Source organism: Bacillus sp. K2I17 (genome assembly GCF_002209985.1).
Taxonomy (GTDB): Bacteria; Bacillota; Bacilli; order Bacillales; family Bacillaceae_G; genus Bacillus_A; species Bacillus_A wiedmannii.
Genome location: NZ_NJGF01000017.1, coordinates 89926 through 108226, shown reverse-complemented (window position 1 = coordinate 108226; position 18301 = coordinate 89926). Strand labels below are relative to the sequence as shown.

Below are 18301 nucleotides of genomic sequence, written 5' to 3'. Positions count from 1 at the left end.
AAATATAGAACTCAGGTTGCTTAGTTGTGTTTTTTGAATACTGTCTACTTGACAGGGGTCACTTCAAAATGGTGTCTTTTCTCTTTTTTAAATACGGTATGTTAGTAACTTACTTGTATGTAATGGTACGTTACATTGTTAAACTAACTTCAAAAGAAAAATTTTAAATTTTTTTCTTAATCTATATGTAATAAATATCACGAGAAAATTTTATCGATATAACAAATAAAACTTTCTCAATATTAATATGTTTAATAACTATACCCATCTGCTTTCCAATCCATTACAATAATTTCACATTGCAAATGCGTCAATGTTCTTAATATTCTAAATGGTTTATACCTTATAGGATTACTATGGGAAAGGATGTGAAATATCTAATAAAAAAACACTTTTTATGATGAAATAAAAAAAATTAATGAAGAAAAAGTTATTTCATTATTTTCAAATTTCGTTGAAGTGCATGTATTTATAATCACTATGAGACAAGGATCAGAATCTAAAAAATATTTTTTGTAGATTAGAAAATTGCATTTCAAAAATAAGTTAAAAGTTTATGGAGGGTTATATGAACGAGAAAATTTATTACTGGTCTCCTATTAAGCATTGGGAAAAGTTGCATAATGAAGTTTTGATAGGGGAAATGAGATTTACAGGCATTCTGTCTGAGTGGTTTCCTGAGTTTTATTTTATGGCTCAAAAAGGTGTAAAAATTAGTAAACTAGTAGAGCGCTTTTCTTTAGGAAATATAGAAGAGACACAAAAAACAATAGAGCTTATGATAAAAAATCGTGTGTTAGTAAGTAACATATTACACCCAAGAGAAGTATTTTCCACACAAGAAAAGATTTTTCCGAATCCATATAGCAACCAGATTCGCTTTTCTAAAGAAGAGTTAGATACGTATATGCGTGAACAATTTAATCGAACGCACGTTGCTGCGCGATCAACCGAAATTCAACTTGAAACAACAAATGAGCTACCCACTATAATCAAGGAACGTAGGTCTTGTCGCCAATTTGATATGAAAAAACATATTAATTTTTTAGAATTTTCCCATTTCATATCAACTCTAAAACAGGTTAGGGAAGAAAAAATATACTATCATTACGCAAGTGCAGGCGGACTCTACCCTATTGATATCTTTGTTTATATAAAACCAAAACGTATAGAAGGTATAAAAGCTGGGTTTTATTATTATAACCCATCAAAAAATAGTCTTGTGATTGTAAACAACATTGATCAAGTAATCAAAAGTGATCATGAGTTAATTAACCAGGATTTATTTACTCAATCTGCTTTCTCAGTTTATTTGGTTTATAATGCGAACGCTTCCATCCCGAAATACGGTTCAGATGGATATTTATTTGCTTGTATTGAGTCAGGCATTATCACTGCTACCTTAAATATGGTTGCTGAGACATTAAATTTAGGCGTTTGTTCAGTTGGTCATATGAAATTTGAAGAGATTCAGCAATTTTTATGTTTGGATAACCATCAAGTATTTCTCCATGGGCTTGAAGTTGGCCTGAAAATTAACGAATAGAAGAAATGAATATTAGGGGGATAAAGATAAACATGCACATTAAAGATCGAAGTTCTATTCATGGAAATAAAGGGGTAGAAGCGTTTTGGAAGGAGCAATTATCTTCCGAGGTTCTTGATTTTTCTATATTTAATAGTGATTACCAACTAAATAAAGAAAATCCTTGTGAGCACGTTCAAATCATAATGAATGTAGAGTTGAGTAAAAGTATACAAAAAGAAAGTAAGTCTCAAGATTTATTATTATTTAGCTGGTTACAGGCCGCGTTAAGGATTTGTTTGGCACACTATACAGATCAAGAAAGAATTACTATTGGTATTCCTGTAATCGAAAAAAATCTTGAAAAAAGCGAGAATCTTAATAAATTGATTCCTTTAGGAAGTGAAATCCATCCGCATCATAGCTTTAAACAAGTAGTGAATCAGATTGAAGAAACGACTTTATTCGGGTATGACAATCAGGGGTATCCACTCTCTGAATTATTAGTGGAACATCCTTTAACTCCTTTTCAAATTATTATTGGGATGGAAGGGTTACATAATAAAAATTCGATAGAAGAATATGCAGAGAATAATTTAGCGGTTTGGATACAAAGAAAATGGAATGAAATACATAATGAATTTGAATTTCAAATTTCTTTCAAATCTCATTCGTTTTCTTCTTTGCAACAGTTTGCAAATTCGTATCTTTATATTTTAAAGCAAGTATTAAAAAATCCGAATTTGGCAGTGAAAGATACGTGTATTATTGCAGAAGAAGAGAAAGAGTTGTTAGAAGGATGGAATAACAGTCATACAAACATAGACTTGTCTCTAACATTTCAAGATTTGTTTGAAGAACAAGTGTTAAAAACCCCAGATCAAATCGCTGTTGTTTGTAATGATCAATATTTAACATATAAAGAATTGAATAAGAAAGCAAATCAATTGGCTTTTATTCTTCAAAGTAAAGGTGTATCCAAGGAAAGTATTATTGGGGTTATGGTAGACCGGTCATTAGAAATGATCATTGGCATGATGGGAATTTTTAAAGCAGGTGCAGCATATTTACCAATCGATCCTAACTATCCAAATGAACGAATTGAATATATGTTACAAGATAGTCAAGCAAAATGTTTATTGAGCAAGCGAACGGAAGTAGAGTTACCGCAATTTGCTGGTGAAGTGCTGTATCTTGATGAGGAACATCTCTTCCAAGGTGAAGAAAGTAATTTAATTCGGGAAGGCGCTCCTAATGATTTAGCTTATGTCATTTACACATCAGGATCAACAGGAAATCCAAAAGGAGTAATGGTGGAACAGAAATCTCTTGTTCATTTTTTAAGTGCAATGAGAGAAAAAGTAAAAGATAATCAATCATTCTTGTTTCTTGCTAGTGTTTCTTTTGATATTTCCTTGTTAGAAATATGTCTTCCTTTAACACAAGGCTCGAAAGTAGTCATTGCTACAGAGGACCAGTTTGCAACAAAAGAATTGGCTCATTTGGTCAAAGTACATAAGGTAGATTTATGGGAATCAACGCCATCGCGAATGGAAGTGATTTTAAGTGATCCAGAAGGGGTAAATTTTCTGAAAGATTTAAAATCTATTTTGTTAGCAGGAGAAGCATTTTCCATTGATTTGGTTGAAAAAATTCGATGCATCAGTGAAGCGACAATTTTAAATATTTATGGTCCTACAGAAACAACCATTTGTGCAACAGTAAAGGATTTGAGCTCCGCCAAAGAAGTTACGATTGGAAGTCCCAATCCGAATTATCATTCCTATATATTGAATAAGTATGGTCAATTAAAACCATTTGGAATTCCGGGTGAACTCTGTATTGGTGGCGTGGCGGTAGCACGAGGGTATCTTGGGAAATCTAAACTGACAGATGAAAAATTTGTACCGAGTCCTTTTACTGCAGGAGAAATGATGTATCATACGGGTGATCTCGTTCGTTGGTTGCCTAGTGGAGAACTTGAATATCTAGGTCGAATGGATCATCAAGTAAAAATTCGGGGATATCGGATTGAATTAAGAGAAATCGAAAGCCAGTTAAGGGAATATCCACAAATAAAGCAAGCTATCGTTGTTGATCAAGTATATGGAAATAGGAAATTATTAGCTGCGTACTATGTATCCGATAATAAGGTCTCTTTTGATGAAATCAGAAAATATTTAAGTGATAAATTACCTGAGTTTATGATTCCTGAAAAAATGATTCAGGTGGAAGAGATTCCGCTGAATCCAAATGGGAAAGTAGATAGGAAAAGATTATTAGATATAACACAAACGGATTATATATCAATTCCATACGTTGCACCGCGCAATGAAATTGAACAAACATTGGTGCATGCATGGGAAAAAGTTATGGAGATTGAGGGCATCGGTATTCATGATAATTTTTTTGCTTTAAAAGGAGAATCGATTAAAGCACTTCAGGTAATTAATTTATTAAGAAAAGACTGCTTAAAAATAAGTACAACAGATTTTTTTAAGCATCCTACGATTGCTCAACTTAGTTCTTGTGTAGAGGTAGAGCATAAAGGGGAAAACTTTGAAAATAGACCAACTCATGTTAAAGATTTGTCTAAGTCATTTCCATTAACAGAGGTTCAGACAGCGTACATGTTAGGGAGGAATTCACAGTTTGAATTAAGTGGTATTTCACCTCAAACATATTTTGAATATGAAACAAAATTGGATATTAATCGTCTTTCAAAAAGCTTTCAAAAGGTAATTCATCGTCATCCAATGTTGCGAGCTGTAATTTTACCAGAGGGAGAACAGCAAATATTACAAAGCGTTCCTGATTACGAGATTGAAATAGTTAGTCTCATAGATTTAGATGATAGGAATCAAAATGCTCGCTTACAAGAAGAACGTTCTCGAATGACTAACCATGTATTCCCTTTGGGGAAATGGCCTTTGTTTGAATTAAAAGCCTTTCTTTTAAAAGAAGACACGTATTTATTATGTTTTCGATACGATGCTTTATTAATGGACGGAGCAAGCATGAACATAGTTGGACAAGATTTGTTGCATTATTATTATAAACCAAATCAAAAATTAGAATCTCTATCTTTTGATTTTCAAGATTACATGTTTATCTATGATGAAATGGAACAAAGTGAAGAATATAAAACAGCAAAAGATTATTGGACAAGTAAGCTTCCTGACTTTCCATTTGCATCTTCTTTGCTGTTAAAAAAGGATCCGGCAGAGATTGCTACTCCTAAATTCCAATCACTTACTAAGATCCTGGACAATGAAAAGTGGACAAAGCTACGAAAGTTAGCACAAGAGAAAGAAGTAACTCCTTCCGCTCTGCTTTGTACAATATATGGTGATGTGTTGGCATATTGGAGTAATCAACGTAAATTTGCAATTAATTTGACTGTATTTAACCGTTATCCTGTTCATGAAGAAGTAGAACAGATTGTGGGAGATTTCACATCGCTTATTTTGTTGGATGTTGATGTAAAACCAGAGCAATCTTTCTTTACTAGAGTAAAAGAAACGCAATCTACTTTATTGGATGGCCTTGAACATCGTCATTACGATGGAGTTAACTTTATTCGAGATTTTACTCGATACCACCAAATGACGCCAAAAGCAGTTATGCCAATTGTTTTCACCTCGATGCTAGCAGGTGCGGGTGCGTTTGCTTGGGAACAGCTTGGTTCTCTTCGCCATATTCATGCTCGGACTCCACAAGTGTATTTGGATAATGTAGTAATTGAAAAAAATGGAGAGTTATTAATTAGCTGGAACTATGTTGAAGAGTTGTTTGATGTTGATGTAATAGAAGCAATGTTTTCCCAATTTGTTGACTTATTGGAACAATTAGTGAAACAAAGCGACATAACATCTTTGCAGATGAAAGAATCGGATCAAACTTTAATTGAGCAATATAATAAAACAACTGAAAAAATACCTTTAACTACTCTGTATCAATTATTTACAGACCAAGTAAAACGTACACCGGATGAAGTAGCAGTGGTATTTGAGCAAGAATGGTTAACATACTCGGAACTTCATAAACGCTCCAATCAAATTGCGCATTTCTTAAAAGAGCAAGACATTGGTCTAGGTGACAAAGTGGGTCTTTTAGCAAAAAGACAAGTTGACACAATTGCTAATATGATAGGTATTTTAAAAGCAGGTGCCGCTTATGTTCCGATTGATCCCGATCATCCTTTAGATCGCCAAACATATATTTTAAAAAATAGCTCATGCAAACTTTTATTAGAACCTAGTCTTTATGAAGAAAAACATTTGTCATTATATACAACAGAAGATATGCCCGCTATTGCTGGTCCAGAAGATCTTGCCTATATCATATACACTTCAGGAAGTACAGGGAAACCAAAAGGAGTAATTATTACTCATCAAGCGGTTGCAAATACCATTCAAGACATTAATCAAAAATATCAGATAAATGAAGATGATCGTATTATTGGTATCTCTTCCATCTGTTTTGACCTATCTGTATACGATATTTTCGGAACGTTAAGCACAGGTGCAATGTTGGTAATGATTCGTGATCCAAGAAACATGCAAGAATTAATCCGTACCGTCGAGCGTAAAGGAATTACAATTTGGAATACAGTGCCTGCAATCATGGATTTGGCATTGGATCAAGTAGGTTCTCATTTTGAACAATCTTCTTTGCGTTTAGTTTTACATAGTGGAGACTGGATTCCACTTTCTTTGCCAGGAAAAATAAAACGGCATTTTCCAATTGCAGAAGTAGTTTCACTAGGAGGAGCAACAGAAGCATCGATTTGGTCAATTTATTATCCGGTCAAACAGGTGGAATCACATTGGAATAGTATTCCATATGGGATGCCTTTGGCGAATCAAACGTATTATGTGTTGAACTATGAAAAGAAAATGTGCCCTGTTGGTGTAATTGGGGATTTATATATCGGGGGAGTGGGCCTTGCTAAAGGATATTTAAATGACGAACAGAAAACGAATGACGCATTTGTATCACATCCTGATTTTGGTCTTTTATACAAAACAGGAGATTGTGGAAAAATGCATCCTGAGGGATATATTGAATTTTTAGGCCGCCAAGATTATCAAGTGAAAATTCAAGGATATCGAATAGAGTTAGAAGAAATTGCCCATTGTCTTCTAACTTACAAACAAATCGAACATGCTGTTGTAATTGATCAAACAGATGAGAATGGAATAAAATTTTTAGTTGCATATGTGGTAAATGAGCAAAATATTAGTACAACAGAACTACGAAAGCATTTGCGAGATCACTTGCCGGATTACATGATTCCTTCTTATTTTGTTTATTTGGAACAATTACCCTTGACTCCAAACGGGAAATTAGATAGAAAAGCGCTCCCTACTCCAGAGAAACAAAAAAATGAAGTATTTATTGCTCCAAAAACTGAAATGGAAAAAATATTAACTAGTGTTTGGCAAGAAGTACTCAAAGTAGATCGAGTTGGGGTAAATGATCATTTCTTTGCCTTAGGTGGAGATTCGATAAAAGCAATTCAAGTGTCCGTCAGACTATATAGACAAGGATTTGAGCTAGAGCCAAAAAATCTATTTTCATTTCCTATATTAGGGGACATGGTTCAATTTGTTAAAAAGCTAGACCATCTTTCAAGTTCACAAACAAATGATGTAAACAATATGAACGATAATAAAGCTACATTACTAAATGTTAAAGATAAACAACTTAATCAACATATACTTACCAAAATACAAGAAAAAATGCCGGATATAAATATAGAACGTATTTACCCATTAGTACCTTTCCAGAAAGTTATTTATGAACATGCTGCGACTGAACCGGATACAAATGCATATTTTGAACAAATAATTTGGTCACTTGAGGGGGAACTGGATATTGATCTCTTTATTCAGTGTTTCCAACAATTAATTAATCGTCATGATTCTTTAAGAACAATAATTGTGCAAGATGAACAAGCACAACCTTGGCAAGCTGTTCTACATGATGTTCAAATGATTTCAGAGATAAAAAAATTGGTTGATATGACGAAACAAGAACAGCAACAATTCCTAGACCAGTGGATGAATGAAAATTTAAGTCGAGGATTTAAAAATGATGAACTCATGAACCGTCTCTGTATATTCCAACTAGGTAATAAGGAGCATAAGGTGGTTTGGAGTTCCCATCATCTGTTATGTGATGGTTGGAGCGTCAGCATTTTAATAGACGAATTATTCCAACTCTATGAAACAAAAAATGCCGGAACTATGGCGGATTTACCTATTGTAAAACCTTTTGAAACATTCATAAATTGGACTGTAGCACAAGATCATGAGAGAGCACGTGATTTTTGGCGCGATTATTTATCAGGGTACAATCGGAAAATTAGTATTCCTAAAAAGAAAGTAATAACTCAAAGTGAAGGGTTAAACTTCACATTTATGGATTTAACATTAAATAAGGATTTGACTAGTCAGTTACAGGCATTTGTAACTAAAAACAATATAACTATGAATACGGCATTACTAGCTGTATGGGGAATATTGCTTGGCAAATACAATGGAACAAGAGAGATAGTATTACCTAATCTCGTATCAATCAGACCTCCCGAAGTAGAAGGAATTGAAAATATGTTTGGTCTGTTCACAAATGTTTTGCCTATCCGACTAGCATGGACAGAAACGCAAACTTTTGTAAATTTCCTGCAAAAAGTACAACTAGAAACATTGAAGTGTAATGAGTATGCATATTATTCATTTGTTGATATACAAAAGCAAAGTGAATTAAAAACCGAGTTGACTGACCATCTTTGGGTTTTTGAAAACTATCCAACTAACCAAGCTATCTTCTCTTCAAATGAAAACAGAAATTTTGCTATCACAGATTACGAAGTTGTTGATGAGCCGCATGTAAAGTATGGAATTATGTGCTTCCCTGAAGAGACACTTACAATAAAGTTTGGATATAATCAAACCGTATATGAAGCAGCGACAATACAAGAAATATTGAATCACATCCATCAGTTAATCAACATGATTCTTCAAAATCCAATACAGGCAATCGGTGAATACAAATTATAAAAAATAAAAAGGCGAGAAAGAACTCGCCTTTTTAAATAGAATAGGGGTAAACCAAATGACAAAAAACCTGCAGTTATCAGCTGAAGAGATGCGTCAGTTAGGATATCAAGCGGTTGACTTAATTGTTGATCATATGAATCATTTAAAAAGTAAACCAGTTTCGGAAACGATTGATAGTAATATTTTTAGAGACAAGCTAATTGAAACGATTCCGGAAAACGGATCCAATCCAAAAGAGTTACTTCATTTCCTTAATAACAATGTGTTTAATCAAATTACTCATGTGGATCATCCTCATTTTATGGCTTTTGTGCCCGGTCCTAATAATTATGTTGGTGTAGTAGCAGATTTTTTAGCAAGTGGATTTAATGTATTTCCTACAGCTTGGATAGTAGGTGCAGGTGCTGAACAAATTGAATTAACGACAATCAACTGGTTAAAATCAATGCTAGGATTCCCTGATTCAGCAGAAGGACTATTTGTCAGTGGCGGTTCCATGGCTAATTTGACTGCACTTACTGTAGCGAGACAGGTCAAGTTGAATAATGACATAGAAAATGCGGTTGTGTATTTCTCTAACCAAACTCATTTTTCTGTAGATCGAGCACTTAAAGTATTAGGGTTTAAACATCATCAAATTTGCCGAATTGAAACAGATGAAGAGCTAAGAATTTCAGTTAGTACTTTAAAAAAGCAAATAAAAGAAGATCGATTAAAAGGGAAAAAACCATTCTGTGTTATTGCCAATGCAGGGACAACGAATTGCGGAGCGGTGGACTCTCTCGATGAATTGGCTGATCTATGTGGTGATGAAGATGTATGGCTACACGCGGATGGGGCTTATGGGGCTGCAGCAATTCTCAGTGAAAAAGGAAGGGAGTTGTTAAGAGGAATTCATCGTGCTGATTCTTTGACGTTAGACCCGCATAAATGGCTTTTTCAGCCTTATGATGTTGGTTGTGTACTCATTCGAAATAGCCAATATTTAAGTAAAACGTTCCGTATGATCCCAGAGTATATTAAGGATACGGAAACTAATTTAGAAGAAAAAGTGAATTTTGGGGAGCGCGGAATTGAACTTTCTCGTAGATTTAGAGCATTAAAGGTATGGCTTTCTTTTAAAGCATTTGGAATCACAGCTTTTCGTGAGGCAATAGATCATGGTATTATGTTGGCTGAACAAGTTGAAGAGTTTTTAAGGAAAGAAAAAGATTGGGAAGTAGTAACACCTGCTCAATTAGGAATTGTTACTTTTCGTTACATTCCTTGTGGTCTAACGTCTACAGATACAATTCATGAAATAAACAAAAAACTGGTGGAAGAAATTAATCAAAGAGGATTTTCTATGCTAAGTACGACTAGATTGAAAGAAAAAATAGTAATTCGACTTTGCTCTATCAATCCAAGGACAACAATAGAAGAAATGCTTCAAATCATGATGAGCATAAAAGCAGTGGCAGAGGAAATAAACACTTCGTCTAAACATCTTATATCTGTTTCTCAGACTTGATATATTAGGTAAGTTTTACGTAATAATAGCCGATTTAAAAAAATCGGCTATTATATTTAAATAAATACTCACCAATGCAAACTATTCATGAATGTTTCTCTTGTAAAGGGATTAAGCTTCAACTTTAGATACTCTTTTGAAACCAGTTTTTATTGCTCGTACTATTTCGTTCACAGCGTAAATAGATACCTCGGCATTTGGATTCAATCCTTCAAACCAGTGATAGGCATTTGGATATAAATGAAATTCGACATCAACACCAGCTTGCGCTAGATTGCTTACATAGGTTAATGTTTCACTGCGGAATGGATCCAATTGACCAACAAATGTGTAGGTATATGGTAAGCCACTATAATCCTCAGCTCGAAAAGGTGCTGCATAGGCAGGGATTTGATCCGTTCCATACATTTCTCCTAAATACATTTTCCAACCAGCTTCATTTGCCTTTTGATTCCAAACAAATCCCTCTTTAATTTCATTGGCCGAAGGTGTATTATTTCGGTCATCAATCATTGGATAGAGTGGCATTTGTAAACAAATCGAAGGGTATTTTCGATCTCGGGCTAATAATGATAATGCTGCTGTTAGTCCACCTCCAGCGCTTACTCCTGCAACCCCAATTTGATTCGAATCAATGTTTAATAACTCTGCATTATCAGCAATCCATTTTAAAGCTGCATAACAATCTTCAATTGGTGCTGGGTAAGGATGTTCAGGAGCTAAGCGATAGTCTACAGATACGACCACACAGCGAGCTTCTTTTGCAAACCTCATACAAGTATCATCGTTATCATCTATAGAACCTAAGATATATCCACCACCATGTATCCATAATAAGACAGGTAAAGATTTATGATTTGATTTTGGACGATAAATTCTTAATGGTAAAGGATTAGCATCTGGTCCAACAATGACTTCATCTGTTAACGAAAGGGAGTCATCAACAACGGTAGGTGGTCTCATTTGAGCTATTCCTTCTCTAATTGATTGCAAGTTTTCCGGGCGTAAATCGAGATCTGGAAACATCTCTAACCCTTGTAATAATTCTGGATTTACTCTATTTTTCATTTGAGCACCTCTATTTGTAATTATTTTCAAATAAATGAAGTGTATTCTAAGTAGTTTAATTGTGAAAGAACACCATAATTAAATTGTAAATTGGATATGTTATAACAGTCAACAGAATATTCAGAAATAAAAACCTTTCTCAAGAAGGAGTTTCACGCAACCAATAATACAAGTAGTGGATTTAGGAACAAAGTGTTTTCATGTCGTTGTATTTATGTACACTTAGTTTTCTAACTAAACCAAGTGATGATCTTTTTTATTTTAATGACATATTGCAAATGATACCTGTTCGAATTCATACATTTGTATTCCTTAAATGAAGGTTGATTAATTTTGGAATTGTATAAGAGTTATGTCTTACTTTATTAGTAGCCTCTTTAATAACTGTATGAAGTTCATCCGCTGAACCATCTTTATTTCCAGCTACATGTTTAATTGCATTCTCTCCGCAATATGCTTTCACAATTTCCTCATCAGTATTGATGATACAAAACTTTGCAATTGGACTTTAACTAACTACACATAAACTCCTTATATCTCTAGATAAACTACCGATTAGCTCCATATAGACTCTAGATAACATATATAGAATACAAGTTATCAAGGAGGTAAGAGAAAATGAATTTTATGAAACGCGCAATTCTCAGTATGAAAAAAAGGATAGGAACATCATTAATTTTGATGGCAGTATTTCTGATTGTTACAAATTTGGTTCTTTCAGGGTTCACAATCCAAAATGCATCAAAAAAAGCAGCGGATGCTGCAAGAAAAAAACTGGGCGCAGATGTTACTTTAGGTCTTGATTTTGACAAATTAGGTCAACAAGCTAGTGAAACTGGAGAAATGCCTAATCTGCCGAAGCTTAACACAAAAGAAGCAGATCAATTAGCGGAGTCAAAATATGTAAAAGACTATAATTACATAGGCAACACTTTTGGAATTTCTGATGGACTTAAGCAAGTAGGAGCTTCAGAAGGAGAAGACGAAGGGAAAGGTAAAGCGGGGATGGTGGCTGTACGAGGCGGTTCAAGTTCCGGTACAGAAATAGATATGAATGCTTCTTTTATGATTGAGGGGGTCCGCAAGACTGCATTACAAGAAAGCTTTAAAAACGGAAAAAGTAAAATCATTGATGGAAAACCAATTACAGAGCAAATGAAGGGTCAGAATGTAGCTTTAATGGAAAAACGATTAGCAGAATTAAACAATTTGAAAGTAGGAGACAAAGTTAAAGTGCAATCAGGGGATAAGAAGGAAACCCTTGAGGTTGAAATTATCGGTATTTACGAAACAAATGAGCAAGCAATGGGTCAACAGGCTCCTCCTATTATGGATCCAGCTAATAAACTATATATGCCGCATTCAACTATGAAAAAATTAGAAGTAGACCAAGGTATAAGTAGTGTTCAAGTCGTGTATTTCTTGAATGATCCACAATATATTGATGCATTTAAAAAAGAAGCAAAAAAATCTAATATTGATTTTAATTATTATAAATTAGATGCGCATGATTCATTGTACAAGCAAATGATTGGTCCTATCGAAAATATCTCTTCGACTTCTCAAATAATTATTTATATTGTTTCAATTGCAGGTGCGATTATATTAGGGTTAATCATTATGCTATCAATTAAAGGACGTCGTAAGGAAATGGGAATTCTGTTATCTATTGGAGAGAAAAAATGGAAACTGATGGCGCAGTTCGTAGTAGAAGTAGTATGTGTCGCTATTTTAGCATTTGGATTATCCATAACAACAGGAGCTAAGGTTTCTCAATATATCGGGGATAATTTACTTTCGAGTGAAATTGCTATTGCAAGCGAAGAAACGGACACCACGCGAAATAGTACTGTAATGATGTCTGGACCTGGTGGTACTCTACAAAATCAAAAAGAAGATCCAATTGATAAAATTGATGTAAGTGTAACACGAGAAGATGTAGGGAAAATGGGGGGGATTGGACTAGCTATTGCTATAATAGCAACGCTTCTTCCGGCATTATCTATTCTACGTTTAAATCCAAAACAAATTCTTTTAAAAGATGAATAAGGAGGCTTAACATGGAAACGATTTTACAATTTAAAAATTTGGATTATTATTATGAAAGTAATGGGAAAAATGTAGCGATACTAGACAATGTTAACTTTTCTTTTCAAAAAGGGCATTTCTACACGATTTTAGGGCCATCTGGATCTGGTAAAACTACAACTCTAAGCTTAGGTTGTGGACTGGATGTCCCTAAAAATGGTTATGTACTGTATAATGGCAAAGATATTCGAAAAATTGGTTTGGATCGATATCGTAATCAAAATGTATCTGTAATTTTCCAATCTTATAATTTGATTACTTATATGACTGCTCTTCAAAATGTCCTAACAGCGATGGAAATTACAGGTGTTAAAGTGAAAAATAAGACGGCAAGGGCATTAGAGTTATTAGAGAAAGTAGGACTCACTGAAGTAGAAGCGAAACGTAACGTCTTGCAACTAAGTGGTGGGCAACAACAACGTGTAGCAATTGCTCGAGCATTATCTTGTAATGTTGATTTACTTATTGCAGATGAGCCGACAGGAAACCTCGACGAAGAAACAGCGATGGATATTATAGAACTGTTTCAAGAACTTGCACATAAAGAGAATAAATGTATTATTGTTGTAACGCATTCACAGGAAGTTGCTAAAAAATCTGATCGTGCAGTGTATTTAAGTAAGAAGAAGTTGGTCGTAAACCAAATCTAATACAAATATCTTAGCTTTTTAATTCACATAATTTTCAAAAACCATCCATTTCAAAAGCTTATACTTGATATATAATAAAATCAAGCCATAATCAAAATGGTCTCCCTGTACTGAATGTTAAAATAGTTTGTTGTTTCCTTTTTAACAATACTTGAAAAAGAACTTGTAGGATATTCTACAAGTTCTTTTTATTATAATTGGTTACCTATATCATGGGATAATCACACATAAAAAACGGGACATTACCTAGATATATAATCTAAATGCTGTCCCGTTTAACTGTGTATTTGTATAGTTATTGCAGAATTAAACCTACAATCATAATTAAACTAAATACTATCATCCAACCAAACGCACAATAGCCAAAAATTCTAATCCATTTAGGTAATTGATTCATGTTAATTTTATTTGAGGGAACTCCGTGCATAGAAAACACCATTTTTTGATCTCTATCCCTATTATTTTGTTGTTCATACATAACATCATCACCTTTCTAGAATAGTTGTATGTATAATATATCAGTCTGGAGAAAACTAAGTACCGAATATTAGACAAAATAAAAGTGATTCGACAAATATAGTGGATGGTTCTCTTTTCCAATACAGTATACTATATTTCAAAAAACGAAAATTTGATTACTCAAAAGCTATATATACTAAAGTATTTGCTCATTTAAAATATAGTAAACCTTTACCAAGAGATACTTATTATTCGATATTGATTAATTCGGATAAATTCACTAATACTTCTTAGCGTTTAGACACGTGTATGTCTTTCAAAATATAAGTACCGTAAAGTAGGAGTAATTATTTATTCGTTATTTTTAAAGCATTTAACGCTATTTTAGTTGCGTCTGCAATAAGTTTATCATCGTATTTCGCATCCTCTTTAGCATGATTAGAAAGTATCGCAAGTACAATTGGATTTTTATTTGGTGGCCAAATAATTGCGATATCATTCCTTGTTCCATAAGACCCAGAGCCAGTCTTATCGGCTACTTCCCATCCTGCTGGAACTCCAGCACGGATTAAGTTGTCTCCCGTAGTATTTCTTTTCATCAAATCTATTAAAAAGTTCCGTTTCTCAATTGGAAGGATATCACTTAGCGCGTAAGTTTGAAGACTAGTAGCTAATGCCATTGCGGTACTAGTATCACGAGTGTCATCTGGCTGCACTTCATTTAATTCTGGTTCAAAACGTTCAGGATTTGTAACAGAATCTCCTATTTCTCTTAGTGATTTTTTGAATTCACTTGGCCCACCTAATTGTTTAAGAATAAGATTTTGTGCAGTATTATCACTATATCGAATGGAAGCATCTGCAAGCTCCTTCAGAGTCATACCTGTTCCTACATATTTTTCTGTAATTGGATTGTAGTTCACTAGATCTTTGCTGGTATACTTAATTTTTTGATCTAAATCTTCTATTGATTTCTTTTGTAACAGTGCTCCAACAGCAAGGACTTTGTGGGTAGATGCGTATGCAAAGCGTTCATCTGAACGATAAGTAACAGTTTGATTCGTACCTGTGTCCAATGCATAAATACCAAGTTTAGCATCATATTCTTTTTCAAGCTTTACAAAAGAATGCCTACTTATATTTTCTTGTTTGGTTTGTTTCGATGGTTCGGATTGAATATTACTATTGGAACAGCTTATAAGCATTACACATGAAAGTAATACTACAGGTAGCATCTTTTTATATTGTGCAATGTGAAAAACCTTCTTTGAAACTATCATACATTTTCAACCTCTTTCAAGAATATATGGATTTTGTATAAGTATTTTACATACCTATACAATTAACAAATGCACTGGATAGCACTTCTCTTGTATTTCTTGCATTACAAAATGAGAGGACTACCAAGAATACCTTTTTTATACGTAATAGACAATCTAAGTAACACATTTGTTCCATTTATGATTAAGGTTTTTAACATATCTATTAACTTTGTTTTTAAGCATCGCAAACTCCATTTTTTGAACTCCACTTAATAAAGTTGGATGGTAGAAATAAAGAGCTTAAAAAACGAAAAGTCCCCCTTATTGATTCCTAATAAGATTATACTTGCTACAAAAACAAACAAACTCGTCCTACTAAGAGGGGAGTTTGTTTGTTTGTTGTTTAGATAAAGGAATGTTCATGCAAAATTGCACACTATGTTCCATATTTTTTATAGAATACTTTATATTTAGCGTTTCAAGAATTTGTTTAACAATATATAGCCCCAAACCACTTCCGCCAGTATTTCGATTCCTTGATTTTTCAATTCGATAAAATGGTTTGAAAATTTGTTGTATATCTTCATCTTTAATATTGATACCTGTATTTATAATTTGCATTTTAATTTGACCTTGTTTAGAATCCTTACTTAACTTTATATAGACTTTTTCATTATGTGGTGAATACATAACTGCATTATGGATAATATTTTTACATGCTTTTTCAAAAAGAACACGATCTGTATAAACAGAAAGGTCAGAGTCAATTTCTTTTATTATTTGGATGCTTTTTTGAGAAGCGAAAAATTCGAGATCTTTTGTGATTGTACCTATTAACTTTGAAAGATTAACTTCTTCTATTTTTAGTTTAAAAGTGTGTTGTTCTAACTTTGACATACTTAAAATTTCACGAACTAATTGTTCCATACTTTCAATAATTTGATGATTTTTCTTTAAATATTGATCACGATTTTGATAAGGGCCAATATTGTATATCATCCCTTCTAAGTATCCTTTCATTACAGTAAGAGGGGACTTTAATTCATGTGCTACAATCGCAAAAAACTCTCTGCGTTTTGTTTCTATTTCTCTTTCTTTTTCAATATCATTTTTTAATTGTTCATTTGCTTTTTTTAAATCAAACATAGCTTGTTGTAAGTTAATAGACATGTCATTCAAACTATTAGATAATTCTCCTAACTCATCTGTAGAGCGAACCTCAATTTTTTCGGAGAAATCTAAATTTGCCATATTTTGTGCACCCTCGTTAATATAAATAAGTGGCTTTGTAATAAACCTGGAATAGAAATAAGCACTCCCTATACCAATTACGATCACAATGATACTAATATAGGGGAGAAAGCGCACTAATACTTGCGAAGCTTCATCAATCGGTTGAAATGTTGCGAACACTACAAGCGTTAAACTACCATCTTGGAATTGAATTGGTTCCGTAACATTATATGAATTGCTAATGGTACCTGCATTCTCAAATCTTGCTGCTTTAGTAACTACTGTTGTTTGTGTACCACTTTGAATAAAAGAAAATGAAGGCGAGTAAATAATTATTCCTTCTTTATTTTGAAGCGAAAGCATCGCGTTATTTTTTTTTGCGTATTCATCAAAAAGTGGTATCGCATCTTGAAACGTAAGATCTTTGGATTTATCAATTATTTCTTTTATCCCTGTTTGAAGTTGATCTGTTTTGTATTGCTCATAAAACGTAGGGAGAAAGAAATATAAAGTTAAATAAATCAACACTGCAAAGGATAACAAAATGAGAGATGTAGTCATAAAGAGTTTATAAGTAATTTGCTTCATCTTCATGATTTTTACAATTCTATTCATCAATTTTATAACCAATCCCCTTTATTGTTTTAATATAGGGGATAGCTAGTTTTTTACGTAGATTTTTAATATGTGTATCTATTATTCGTGTTTCTCCAAAATAATCGTATCCCCAAACTTTTTCTACGATATTTTCTCTTGTAAGTACTTTTCTTTCATTTTGAAATAGTAGTTGTAGAATTTCGAACTCTTTTGTCGTTAACAAAATTTCAACATCATTTACATATACTCTATATGCATCAACATCAATGCGCACTTCTTTAAATACCAAATAATTATTTACATTTTTATCATAACTTCTTCTAAGTACAGCTTCGACTCGTCTAATCAAAACATGAAACGAAAAGGGTTTTGTTATATAATCATCAATCCCAAGATCGAACCCTTTCATTTGATCTTCCTCTTCTTCTAACGCAGTTAGCATAATAATTGGTATGTTTGACTGACTTCGAATCATTTTAGCAACTTCAAATCCATTAAGATTGGGCATCATTACATCTAGAAGCACTAAATCAAAGGATTGCTTATTAAATTGTGTCATACCCTCTAGTCCATCTGAAGCAACTACCACTGTATACTGTTGTGTCATTAGAAATTGTTTAATTAATTCCTGAATTTCTTGATCGTCCTCAACCACGAGGATATGATAGTTTTTCATAATATCACCTCTGGTAGTCATTATAGCCGTACTATCTGTAGTTTATGTGGAGATACAGTAGGAAACTTCATAGGACGTTTAACGTAGTAACTCCATTTTCAAGATTGTGTATTCTCCACAAAAAAGTATTATTACCCATATTCCTTTTTTATGGAGAAATATTTGTGTG

The 18301-nt window shown here is 33.4% G+C and carries 11 protein-coding genes; 5 read left to right on the top strand and 6 right to left on the bottom strand.

Annotation, left to right across the window (positions count from 1 at the left end; all coding sequences use genetic code 11):
* The first annotated feature begins 568 nt into the window (after nucleotides 1-568).
* The 3 genes from CER22_RS19385 to CER22_RS19375 are packed head-to-tail and all read left to right on the top strand — an operon-like array spanning nucleotide 569 to nucleotide 10099.
* Complete coding sequence (locus tag CER22_RS19385; RefSeq protein WP_061672242.1) at nucleotides 569-1546, top strand: SagB/ThcOx family dehydrogenase; 978 nt, start codon at nucleotides 569-571, stop codon at nucleotides 1544-1546.
* A 32-nt stretch (nucleotides 1547-1578) separates the two neighbouring features.
* Nucleotides 1579-8589: a non-ribosomal peptide synthetase gene (locus CER22_RS19380; protein WP_142293511.1), complete on the top strand. Its 7011-nt coding sequence runs from the start codon at nucleotides 1579-1581 to the stop codon at nucleotides 8587-8589.
* Between the two features lie 55 nt (nucleotides 8590-8644).
* Nucleotides 8645-10099 (top strand): pyridoxal phosphate-dependent decarboxylase family protein, encoded by a 1455-nt coding sequence (locus CER22_RS19375; protein WP_088609384.1) that lies wholly within the window; start codon nucleotides 8645-8647, stop codon nucleotides 10097-10099.
* 111 nt (nucleotides 10100-10210) lie between these two features.
* Here the strand turns inward: CER22_RS19375 and CER22_RS19370 are convergent, their stop codons facing one another.
* Together CER22_RS19370 and CER22_RS33125 are read right to left on the bottom strand one after the other, a co-directional pair.
* Nucleotides 10211-11167 carry an alpha/beta hydrolase gene (locus CER22_RS19370; protein WP_088609383.1) on the bottom strand — a complete coding sequence of 319 codons (957 nt, stop codon included), beginning with the start codon at nucleotides 11165-11167 and terminating at the stop codon, nucleotides 10211-10213.
* A gap of 295 nt (nucleotides 11168-11462) precedes the next feature.
* Nucleotides 11463-11630 (bottom strand): hypothetical protein, encoded by a 168-nt coding sequence (locus tag CER22_RS33125; RefSeq protein WP_162862808.1) that lies wholly within the window; start codon nucleotides 11628-11630, stop codon nucleotides 11463-11465.
* Between the two features lie 155 nt (nucleotides 11631-11785).
* Between CER22_RS33125 and CER22_RS19365 the strand changes: the two genes are divergently transcribed.
* Together CER22_RS19365 and CER22_RS19360 are read left to right on the top strand one after the other, a co-directional pair.
* Nucleotides 11786-13216, top strand: coding sequence for an ABC transporter permease (locus tag CER22_RS19365; RefSeq protein WP_088609382.1), 1431 nt, complete (start codon nucleotides 11786-11788; stop codon nucleotides 13214-13216).
* Between the two features lie 11 nt (nucleotides 13217-13227).
* Nucleotides 13228-13905, top strand: a complete 678-nt coding sequence (locus tag CER22_RS19360) for an ABC transporter ATP-binding protein (RefSeq protein ID WP_060486770.1) — start codon at nucleotides 13228-13230, stop codon at nucleotides 13903-13905.
* Between the two features lie 295 nt (nucleotides 13906-14200).
* Here the strand turns inward: CER22_RS19360 and CER22_RS19355 are convergent, their stop codons facing one another.
* The 4 genes from CER22_RS19355 to CER22_RS19340 all read right to left on the bottom strand — a co-directional run bounded on the left by CER22_RS19355 (nucleotide 14201) and on the right by CER22_RS19340 (nucleotide 18132).
* Nucleotides 14201-14383 (bottom strand): hypothetical protein, encoded by a 183-nt coding sequence (locus tag CER22_RS19355; protein ID WP_060486771.1) that lies wholly within the window; start codon nucleotides 14381-14383, stop codon nucleotides 14201-14203.
* 328 nt (nucleotides 14384-14711) lie between these two features.
* Nucleotides 14712-15644, bottom strand: a complete 933-nt coding sequence (gene bla / locus CER22_RS19350) for a class A beta-lactamase (protein ID WP_088609381.1) — start codon at nucleotides 15642-15644, stop codon at nucleotides 14712-14714.
* A 357-nt stretch (nucleotides 15645-16001) separates the two neighbouring features.
* The gene (locus CER22_RS19345) at nucleotides 16002-17474 is read right to left on the bottom strand and encodes a sensor histidine kinase (protein ID WP_088609380.1); all 1473 of its coding nucleotides are present in this window, start codon (nucleotides 17472-17474) and stop codon (nucleotides 16002-16004) included.
* Nucleotides 17467-18132 carry a response regulator transcription factor gene (locus tag CER22_RS19340; RefSeq protein WP_000800743.1) on the bottom strand — a complete coding sequence of 222 codons (666 nt, stop codon included), beginning with the start codon at nucleotides 18130-18132 and terminating at the stop codon, nucleotides 17467-17469. The genes CER22_RS19345 and CER22_RS19340 overlap by 8 nt, the downstream gene beginning before the upstream one ends.
* Between the last annotated feature and the right edge of the window lie 169 nt (nucleotides 18133-18301).

Bases quoted from the DNA above. Each gene is read 5' to 3' on its own strand.
- CER22_RS19385 (WP_061672242.1), top strand. From the start codon at position 569: ATGAACGAGAAAATTTATTACTGGTCTCCTATTAAGCATTGGGAAAAG.
- CER22_RS19380 (WP_142293511.1), top strand. From the start codon at position 1,579: ATGCACATTAAAGATCGAAGTTCTATTCATGGAAATAAAGGGGTAGAA.
- CER22_RS19375 (WP_088609384.1), top strand. From the start codon at position 8,645: ATGACAAAAAACCTGCAGTTATCAGCTGAAGAGATGCGTCAGTTAGGA.
- CER22_RS19370 (WP_088609383.1), bottom strand. From the start codon at position 11,167: ATGAAAAATAGAGTAAATCCAGAATTATTACAAGGGTTAGAGATGTTT.
- CER22_RS19365 (WP_088609382.1), top strand. From the start codon at position 11,786: ATGAATTTTATGAAACGCGCAATTCTCAGTATGAAAAAAAGGATAGGA.
- CER22_RS19360 (WP_060486770.1), top strand. From the start codon at position 13,228: ATGGAAACGATTTTACAATTTAAAAATTTGGATTATTATTATGAAAGT.
- CER22_RS19355 (WP_060486771.1), bottom strand. From the start codon at position 14,383: ATGTATGAACAACAAAATAATAGGGATAGAGATCAAAAAATGGTGTTT.
- bla (WP_088609381.1), bottom strand. From the start codon at position 15,644: ATGATAGTTTCAAAGAAGGTTTTTCACATTGCACAATATAAAAAGATG.
- CER22_RS19345 (WP_088609380.1), bottom strand. From the start codon at position 17,474: ATGAATAGAATTGTAAAAATCATGAAGATGAAGCAAATTACTTATAAA.
- CER22_RS19340 (WP_000800743.1), bottom strand. From the start codon at position 18,132: ATGAAAAACTATCATATCCTCGTGGTTGAGGACGATCAAGAAATTCAG.